We start from the raw sequence: 669 nt of genomic DNA, 5'->3' as shown, positions 1-669 counted from the left end.
TATTATCAATTAAAATGATTTTTTTGTAGTAATAAGATTGCTAATTGCTGATTATTTACTACTTTTGCAATATCAAATTTAGATTTTAAAAAGAAATGAGTAAAGGACCTATTTCTCAGTTTATTGAGAAAAACTTTTTACACTTCAATGCAGCAGCTCTTGTTGATGCTGCTAAGGGGTATGAAACTCACCTAACAGAGGGAGGAAAAATGCTTGTAGCCCTTGCGGGTGCTATGAGTACAGCCGAATTAGGCATTTCGCTTGCCGAGATGATTCGCGCAGGGAAAGTAGATATTATTTCTTGTACAGGGGCTAACCTCGAGGAAGATGTGATGAACCTTGTAGCGCATTCGCACTACAAACGTGTGCCTCACTACCGCGACCTTACGCCTCAACAAGAATGGGAGTTGTTAGAAGGGCATTACAATCGTGTAACCGACACTTGTATACCTGAAGAAGAGGCTTTCAGACGTTTGCAAAAACACTTAGAAGATGTATGGCATGCTGCCGAAAGCAAGGGCGAACGCTACTTCCCACACGAATACCTATATCAAGTAGTGAAATCAGGGGTGTTAGAGCAATATTATGAAATAGACCCTAAAAACTCTTGGATATTGGCAGCTGCCGAAAGAAATCTGCCTATCATATGTCCAGGTTGGGAAGACTCTA

1 protein-coding gene is annotated in these 669 nt (G+C 40.5%); it reads left to right on the top strand.

Annotated features, from left to right (window positions below; all coding sequences use genetic code 11):
• Positions 1-95: 95 nt before the first annotated feature.
• A partial coding sequence (locus HMPREF9441_RS16980) for a deoxyhypusine synthase family protein (RefSeq protein WP_008623313.1) occupies positions 96-669 on the top strand: 574 nt, incomplete at its 3' end.

It is taken from the genome of Paraprevotella clara YIT 11840, assembly GCF_000233955.1.
Lineage (GTDB): Bacteria > Bacteroidota > Bacteroidia > Bacteroidales > Bacteroidaceae > Paraprevotella > Paraprevotella clara.
This window is presented reverse-complemented; position numbering and strand designations above follow the sequence as displayed.